Source organism: Streptomyces sp. NPDC014882 (assembly GCF_043081325.1).
GTDB lineage: Bacteria > Actinomycetota > Actinomycetes > Streptomycetales > Streptomycetaceae > Streptomyces.
Map to the genome: position 1 here is coordinate 338261 of NZ_JBIBWL010000009.1, position 6955 is coordinate 345215.

At 71.7% G+C, this 6955-nt stretch carries 11 protein-coding genes; all 11 read left to right on the forward strand.

The window, feature by feature from the left end; genetic code table 11:
- Positions 1-116: 116 nt before the first annotated feature.
- The 11 genes from ligD to ACF09K_RS22355 all read left to right on the forward strand — a co-directional run bounded on the left by ligD (position 117) and on the right by ACF09K_RS22355 (position 6823).
- A complete protein-coding gene (gene ligD, locus ACF09K_RS22305; protein WP_392246025.1) occupies positions 117-1037 on the forward strand; it encodes a non-homologous end-joining DNA ligase in 921 nt (306 codons plus the stop codon).
- A gap of 147 nt (positions 1038-1184) precedes the next feature.
- Positions 1185-1661 (forward strand): gas vesicle protein, encoded by a 477-nt coding sequence (locus ACF09K_RS22310; RefSeq protein ID WP_392245979.1) that lies wholly within the window; start codon positions 1185-1187, stop codon positions 1659-1661.
- 82 nt (positions 1662-1743) lie between these two features.
- The gene (locus ACF09K_RS22315; RefSeq protein ID WP_382793553.1) at positions 1744-2169 is read left to right on the forward strand and encodes a gas vesicle structural protein GvpA; all 426 of its coding nucleotides are present in this window, start codon (positions 1744-1746) and stop codon (positions 2167-2169) included.
- Positions 2166-2918, forward strand: a complete 753-nt coding sequence (locus tag ACF09K_RS22320; protein WP_392245981.1) for a GvpL/GvpF family gas vesicle protein — start codon at positions 2166-2168, stop codon at positions 2916-2918. The genes ACF09K_RS22315 and ACF09K_RS22320 overlap by 4 nt, the downstream gene beginning before the upstream one ends.
- 29 nt (positions 2919-2947) lie before the next feature.
- Positions 2948-3211, forward strand: a complete 264-nt coding sequence (locus ACF09K_RS22325) for a gas vesicle protein GvpG (protein WP_392245983.1) — start codon at positions 2948-2950, stop codon at positions 3209-3211.
- Positions 3208-3972 (forward strand): DNA primase, encoded by a 765-nt coding sequence (locus ACF09K_RS22330; protein ID WP_392245984.1) that lies wholly within the window; start codon positions 3208-3210, stop codon positions 3970-3972. Before ACF09K_RS22325 ends, ACF09K_RS22330 begins: the two co-directional genes overlap by 4 nt.
- Positions 3972-5165, forward strand: a complete 1194-nt coding sequence (locus tag ACF09K_RS22335) for an SRPBCC family protein (RefSeq protein ID WP_392245986.1) — start codon at positions 3972-3974, stop codon at positions 5163-5165. Before ACF09K_RS22330 ends, ACF09K_RS22335 begins: the two co-directional genes overlap by 1 nt.
- Positions 5162-5503 carry a gas vesicle protein gene (locus ACF09K_RS22340; RefSeq protein ID WP_392245988.1) on the forward strand — a complete coding sequence of 114 codons (342 nt, stop codon included), beginning with the start codon at positions 5162-5164 and terminating at the stop codon, positions 5501-5503. The genes ACF09K_RS22335 and ACF09K_RS22340 overlap by 4 nt, the downstream gene beginning before the upstream one ends.
- Positions 5500-6354, forward strand: a complete 855-nt coding sequence (locus tag ACF09K_RS22345; RefSeq protein ID WP_392245990.1) for a GvpL/GvpF family gas vesicle protein — start codon at positions 5500-5502, stop codon at positions 6352-6354. The genes ACF09K_RS22340 and ACF09K_RS22345 overlap by 4 nt, the downstream gene beginning before the upstream one ends.
- Positions 6351-6539: a gas vesicle protein gene (locus ACF09K_RS22350; protein WP_363088727.1), complete on the forward strand. Its 189-nt coding sequence runs from the start codon at positions 6351-6353 to the stop codon at positions 6537-6539. The genes ACF09K_RS22345 and ACF09K_RS22350 overlap by 4 nt, the downstream gene beginning before the upstream one ends.
- Entirely contained in the window at positions 6536-6823 is a 288-nt protein-coding gene (locus tag ACF09K_RS22355; protein WP_382792808.1) for a gas vesicle protein K, read from the forward strand. Before ACF09K_RS22350 ends, ACF09K_RS22355 begins: the two co-directional genes overlap by 4 nt.
- The last annotated feature ends 132 nt before the right edge of the window (positions 6824-6955 follow it).

Below are 6955 nucleotides of genomic sequence, written 5' to 3' on the forward strand. Positions count from 1 at the left end.
GTTCCGCGAGCGGCGGCCTCCGCCCGGACGACGACGGCGGCCGTCCCGTGCGCGACGACGGCGGCCGCCCTGCGCACGACGACGGCGACCACGCCGTGGACGACGACGTCCGCCGGGTGCGGGCCGGACGCCGCACCGTCGAGGTCCACCGGCCGGGCAAGGTGCTCTTCCCGGCCGGCGCCGACGGCAGGGAGTACACCAAGGGCGACCTGGTGGCGTACTACCGGTCGGTGGCCCCGTACATGCTGCCGCAGCTGCGCGGCCGGCCGCTGATGCTGGAACGGCATCCGGACGGCGTCGACGGCCCCCGGTTCATGCAGAAGAACACCCCCGGGCACTACCCGGAGTGGATCACCCGCGTGCGGGTCGGCAAGGAGGACGGCACCGTCCTGCACACCGTCTGCGACGACACCGCCACCCTGGCGTTCCTCGCCGACCAGGCCTGCCTCACCTTCCACCGCTGGCTGTCGCGGACCGGCCGGCTCGACCGCCCCGACCTGATGATCTTCGACCTGGACCCCTCCGGCGACGACTTCGCCGCCGTGCGCGAGGCGGCCCGGTGGCTCGGCGACCTGCTCGAGGAGGTGCGGCTGCCCTCCGCCCTGATGACCACCGGCTCGCGCGGGCTGCACGTCGTCGTCCCCCTGAACGGACGGCACGACTTCGACGAGGTGCGCGCCTTCGCGCGGGACGCCGCCGAGCTGCTCGCCGCCCGGCACCCGCGGGAGCTGACCACCGCCGCCCGCAAGAAGGACCGGGGCGAGCGGCTCTACCTCGACGTGCAGCGCAACGGCTACGGGCAGACCGCCGTCGCCCCCTTCACCGTGCGCGCCCGTCCCGGTGCCCCCGTCGCCATGCCCATCGGCTGGGACCAGCTCGACGACCCCGGTCTCGGGCCCCGCCGGTGGACCGTGGCCGACGCCCTCGAACAGGCCCGGACCCGGCCGTGGTCCGGGGCGGCCGGGCGGGGGCGCGCCCTGGGGCCCGCCCGGCGCCGCCTCGACGCGCTGCGTGACGGAGTCCCGCGCGCCGCGTGACGGAGTCCCCTGTGCCGCGTGACGGAGACCCGCGTACCGCGTGGCCGATGCACGTACCACCGGTACGCAGGGTGTCCGGCGGGCGACGCAGACGCATGCGCTCCTGAAGGTTTGGCCATGGTCCTTCCGGCCACACGGAAGGAAGAGGTGGCCATGGCGAACACAAAGAACACGGCAGACACACAGGCTTCACGAGACGAACAGACTTCACGAGACGAACAGGCGCCCCGAAGTGCACGGACTTCACGAGGCACCCGGACTTCGCAGGGCACCCGGACTTCGCGGAAGACCCCGAAGGACGGTTCCCGGACCGACGACCAGGACGAGGGCAGGGACGACACCGTGACGGACGACCGGCCGAAGCCCATGGAGGTACTGCGCCAGGCGCGTGCCCAGCTCGCCGAGCTGACCGGCATGACCGCCGAGAGCGTCTCGTCCTTCTCGCAGACCGAGGACGGCTGGTCCCTGGAGGTCGAGGTCCTCGAACTCGAGCGGGTGCCCGACACCATGAGCCTCATGGCGAGCTACGAGGTCGAACTCGACCCGGAGGGTCAGCTGACCGGCTACCGCCGCATTCGCCGTTACGAACGCGGACGGGCCGACGCGCGGCCCGGTGGCCGGTAGACCGTTCGCCCGTCGAACGGCCCGGCTCCACAACCGTTCATCACACACAGGTATCCATCACACACAAGGAGGTGCGGTCGGCATGACCGTGGTCCCGGCACAACAGTCCGGTGGCGGAGGCGGCTCCAGCGGCCTCTACGACGTCCTGGAACTCGTCCTCGACAGGGGGCTCGTCATCGACGCCTTCGTGCGGGTTTCGCTGGTCGGCATCGAGATCCTGAAGATCGACATACGGGTCGTCGTGGCCAGCGTCGACACCTATCTGCGGTTCGCCGAGGCGTGCAACCGGCTCGACCTGGAGGCGGGCCCGCGCAAGAGCCCCGGCCTGCCCGAGATCGTCGGCGACGTCACCGAGTCCGGAGCGCGCGGCAAGTCCAAGGGGGCGCTGTCCGGCGCCGCCGAGACCATCTCCGGCGCCTTCAAGCAGGCCCGTGAGGAAGGCGAGACCGAGTCGAGGCCGCGTGCGCGCAAGTCGACGTCCGCGCGCCGGAAGGAGGAGCAGGAGTGAGCACCTACGTCTACGGCATCACCGCCGCTTCGCACCCCGCCCTCCCGGACGGTCTGAGCGGGGTGGGGGAGCCGCCCCTGCCCATACGGGTGCTGCGGGCCGGTGACCTGGCGGCCGTCGTCAGCGACGCCCCGGAGAACCTCCGGCCCAAGCGCCGCGACCTCCTCGCCCACCAGACGGTCCTCGGCGAGGCGGGAGCGGAGGGCTGCGTGCTGCCCATGCGGTTCGGCAGCGTCGCCCCCGACGACGACGCGGTCGCCGGCGTCCTGACCGAGCGCGCCGAGCACTACCTGGAGCGGCTGCGGGCCCTCGAGAACAAGGTCGAGTACAACATCAAGGCCTCCCACGTCGAGGACGCCGTGCTGCACCTGGTGATGGCGGACAGCCCCGAGCTGCGCGCGATGGCCGAGGCGAACCGGCAGGCCGGCGGCGGCTCGTACGAGCAGAAGATCCAGCTCGGCGAGATGGTGGCGGCCGCGGTCAAGGCCCGCGAGGCCGAGGACGCGGCGGAGGTGCAGCGGGTCCTGGAGCCCCTCGCGGCGGGCGTCGAGCCGGGCCCCGAGTCCACCGGCTGGCTCGCCAACGTCTCGTTCCTGGTGGACCGCGACGAGGCCGCGCGTTTCCTGGAGGCGGCGGACGGACTGCGCGAGGCCCGTCCCCACCTGGAGGTGCGGGTGAACGGTCCGCTGCCGCCCTACAGCTTCGTCGAGCCCGGCCCGGCGAAGCCCGCGGTGCCGACGGCCGGCTAGCGGGGGCACGGAAGCGAAGGAGCAGGGAGATGGGCCTGATCTCAGAGGTGCTGCTGTTGCCGTTCGCCCCGGTGCGCGGCAGCGGCTGGGTGATCCAGCAGGTGGTTCAGGAGGCCGAGCGGATCTATTACGACCCCGCCACGGTTCGGGCCGAACTCTCCCGTCTCGAAGAGCAGTTGGAGGACGGGGCGATCACGGAGGAGGAGTTCGACCGGATGGAGGACGAACTCCTCGACCGGCTGGACACCGCCATGCGCAGGAGTACGGGAACCGACGACGGGACAGCACGATGAACCGAGTGGGACTGGGGCTCGCGGTAGGGGCCGGATACCTTCTGGGACGCAGCAAGAAGATGAAACTGGCGCTCGCCGTCGGTTCGATGGTCGCGGGCAAGAAACTGAACCTGACCCCGCGCGGTGTGGCCGACCTGCTGTCCCAGCAGCTCAAGGACAACCCGCAGTTCAAGGAGATCAGCGAACAGCTCCGCGGAGAACTGCGCGGTGTCGGCAAGGCCGCCTCGGGCGCGATGGTCGAGCGGCAGATGAGCGCCCTCGCCGACCGGCTGCACAGCCGTACCGACCGGGTCCGCGACCAGCTCGACGGCGTCGTCCCCGACGCGCGGGGCGGGAAGTCGCGGGACGAGGCGGACGAGGACGAGGAGTACGAGGAGCCGGAGTCCGCGCGGGACGAGGGCGAGGACTACGACGAGGGCGCCGAGGGCGACGAGGGCGCCGAGGACCGGGCCGACGAGGGCGACGAGGCCGAGGACGAGGACGCCGAGGGCCGGGCCGACGAGGAGGAGGCCGAGGAGGAGCCCGAGGAGGAAGAGCCCGAGGAGGAGGAGCCGCCGCGCAAGAAGACCGCGGCGAAGAAGGCACCGGCGAAGAAGGCCCCGGCCAAGAAGACCGCTGCGAAGAAGGCACCGGCCAAGAAGGCTCCCGCCAAGAAGACGTCCGCGCGCGGGGCGGCCTCGCAGAAGACCGCCGGCTCGGCCCGGAAGACGGCCGCGAAGACCGCGTCGCGGACCCGGCGGTCGACGGGAGGCGGTGAGTGATGACCGAGACACTGGGATCGGCGAAGTCCGCGGCCGGCAAGGCGACGGACAAGGCCGGCGGCAACCCGCTGACGGACCTCGCGCAGAGCGAGGCCGCCGACCGACTCAAGGCGGAGGCGCAGGAGTACCTCGCCGCGCAGGCCCAGCGCCTGCTGGTCGGCTTCGGCCGCAAGCTCGGTGAGACCACCGGCAAACTCAACGACATCGCCGAGGGCAAGAGCCCCGGTCTGGCCAAGATGGCCCTCGACGGGGGCCGCAAGCTGGCCGAGGGCAAGAGCCCGATGCGCACCGCGATGGAAGTCGGCGCCTCGAACATCAAGGACAAGGTGACCGGCGCCTTCAAGAACCTCGGCGGCAAGGGCAAGGGCAAGGGCAAGGGCGGGTCGGGCTCCAAGCCCACCGTCATCATGGAGCAGATCGACGTCGGCGTGCCGCTGCGCACCGCCTACGACCAGTGGACCAAGTACCAGGACTTCAGCACCTTCGCCAAGGGCGTCAAGAGCGCGAGCCGCGCCGACGACACCACCAGCGACTGGCAGCTGAAGGTCTTCTGGTCCAACCGGAGCTGGAAGGCGAAGACCACCGAGCAGGTCCCGGACGACCGGATCTCCTGGACGTCCGAGGGTGCCAAGGGCACCACCAAGGGTGTCGTCTCGTTCCACGAGATCGCCGAGAACCTCACCCGCGTCGTGCTGGTCATGGAGTACTACCCGACGGGCCTGTTCGAGAAGACCGGCAACATCTGGCGCGCCCAGGGCCGCCGTGCCCGCCTCGACCTGAAGAACTACGCCCGCTTCATCACCCTCAAGGGAGAGGCTGAGGACGGCTGGCGCGGTGAGATCCGCGACGGTGAGGTCGTCCGCTCCCACGAGGACGCCCTCGAGGAGGAGGAGCGCGAGTCCGAGGAGTCCGAGGAGTCGCAGGAGCCCGGGGAGTCGGAGGAGGCCGAGGGCGAGCACGACGAGGACGAGGCGGAGTACGACGAGGAGGGTGAGCCCGAGGGCGAGTACGACGAGGCCGGCGAGGCCGACGAGTACGACGAGGAGGGTGAGCCCGAGGACGAGTACGACGAGGCCGACGAGTACGACGAGGAGGAGGGCGAGCCCGAGGCCGAGGCCGACGAGGCCGACGAGTACGACGAGGAAGACGAGGAAGAGGCCCCGGAGGACGAGGGCAGGAGGAGCCGTCGATGAGCATGCCGAGTCGGATGCCGGAACCGTACGGCCAGGGCGGCGGCGCCAACCTCGCGGACATCCTGGAACGCGTCCTCGACAAGGGCGTCGTCATCGCCGGTGACATCCGGATCAACCTGCTCGACATCGAACTGCTCACGATCAAGCTCCGCCTCATCGTCGCCTCGGTCGACAAGGCCAAGGAGATGGGCATCGACTGGTGGGAGGACGACCCGGCGCTGTCCACCCGTGCCAGACGCGATCAACTCGCCAAGGAGAACGCCGAGTTGCGTGAACGGCTGGCCCGCCTGGAGGAACTGGAGCCGGGCCGGGCCCGCACCAGGGAGGAGTCCTCATGACCGGACTGCGGTACGTGTACGCCGTCTGCCGGCCGGTCGGCGCGCCTCTGCAGGCCCAGCTGACGGGCGTGGCGGGCGCACCCGCCAAGATGCTCCAGCACCACGGTCTGATCGCGGTCGTCAGCGACGTCCCCGAACGGGACTTCGCGGAGGAGCCGCTCCGGGCCCGTCTGGAGGACCTCGACTGGCTGGCCGCGACCGCGCGCGGTCACCAGCAGGTGATCGACGCGCTGACCGCGGTCACCACGCCGCTGCCGCTGCGGCTCGCGACCGTCTTCCGCGACGACAGCGGCGTCCGCGTGATGATGGAGGAACGCGAGGAGTTCTTCCGGCGCACCCTGGACCGGCTGGAGGGCCGCGTCGAATGGGGCGTGAAGATCTACGTCGAGCCCACGGGAGAGGAGACCGCCGGCCCGGACGAGGCGGCGAAGCCCGCGTCGGGCCGCGACTACCTCCGGCAGCGGCGGATGAAGGCGCGGGCGCACGAGGACAGCTGGCAGCGGGCGGAGCGTTTCTCCGGCCGGCTGCATTCCCTGCTCTCGGAACACGCGGACGCGGCCCGTCTTCACGCACCGCAGAACCCGGCCCTCTCCCGGGCCTCCGGGCAGAACGTGCTGAACGCCGCCTACCTGGTGCCGCGTGCGCGGTCCGAGGAGTTCGTGGAGCTCGTGGACCGCACGAAGGACGAGGAGCCCGGGATGCGCGTCGAGCTCACGGGACCCTGGGCGGCGTACTCCTTCGTGGAGCTCCCGGAGGACGCGGCGGACACGGCGGACACGGCGGACACGGACGCCGCGAACGGCGCGCGGAGCGCCGGTGGTGGCACGGGCGTGGGGGAGGAGGGCTCATGACCGTCGTGGAGCGCCGCGAGATCGCCCTCGTCGACCTGCTCGACCGGCTGCTGGCCGGCGGGGTCGTCATCAAGGGCGACATCACCTTGCGGATCGCGGACGTCGACCTCGTCCGCATCGATCTCAACGCGCTGATCAGCTCCGTGAACGAGAACGTGCCGTCGCCCTGGGAGGAGCTCTCGTGACCACGCCGAGCGAGCGTCATGTCGATCTGGAGCCCGACACGGTCGAGCGGGACCTGATCAAGCTCGTCCTCACCGTCGTGGAGCTGCTGCGCCAGCTGATGGAGCGGCAGGCGCTGCGGCGCTTCGACCAGGGCGACCTGTCGGAGGAGCAGGAGGAGCGGATCGGGCTCACGCTGATGCTGCTCGACGACCGGATGACGGAACTGCGCGACCGTTACGGCCTGCGGCCCGAGGACCTGAATCTGGACCTCGGGCCGCTCGGACCGCTGCTGCCCCGGGAATGAGACGTCCACCGGCGTGGGGGGGGGGCGGGGGGGGGGGGGGGGGGCGGGCGGGGGGGGGGGGGGGGCGCGGGGGCGCCAGCCCCCCCGGCCCCCCCGCGCCCCCCCCCCGGCGGGGCGGCGGGCCGCGCCGCC

Bases quoted from the DNA above. Each gene is read 5' to 3' on its own strand.
- ACF09K_RS22315 (WP_382793553.1), top strand. From the start codon at position 1,744: ATGACCGTGGTCCCGGCACAACAGTCCGGTGGCGGAGGCGGCTCCAGC.
- ACF09K_RS22325 (WP_392245983.1), top strand. From the start codon at position 2,948: ATGGGCCTGATCTCAGAGGTGCTGCTGTTGCCGTTCGCCCCGGTGCGC.
- ACF09K_RS22330 (WP_392245984.1), top strand. From the start codon at position 3,208: ATGAACCGAGTGGGACTGGGGCTCGCGGTAGGGGCCGGATACCTTCTG.
- ACF09K_RS22335 (WP_392245986.1), top strand. From the start codon at position 3,972: ATGACCGAGACACTGGGATCGGCGAAGTCCGCGGCCGGCAAGGCGACG.
- ACF09K_RS22340 (WP_392245988.1), top strand. From the start codon at position 5,162: ATGAGCATGCCGAGTCGGATGCCGGAACCGTACGGCCAGGGCGGCGGC.
- ACF09K_RS22345 (WP_392245990.1), top strand. From the start codon at position 5,500: ATGACCGGACTGCGGTACGTGTACGCCGTCTGCCGGCCGGTCGGCGCG.
- ACF09K_RS22350 (WP_363088727.1), top strand. From the start codon at position 6,351: ATGACCGTCGTGGAGCGCCGCGAGATCGCCCTCGTCGACCTGCTCGAC.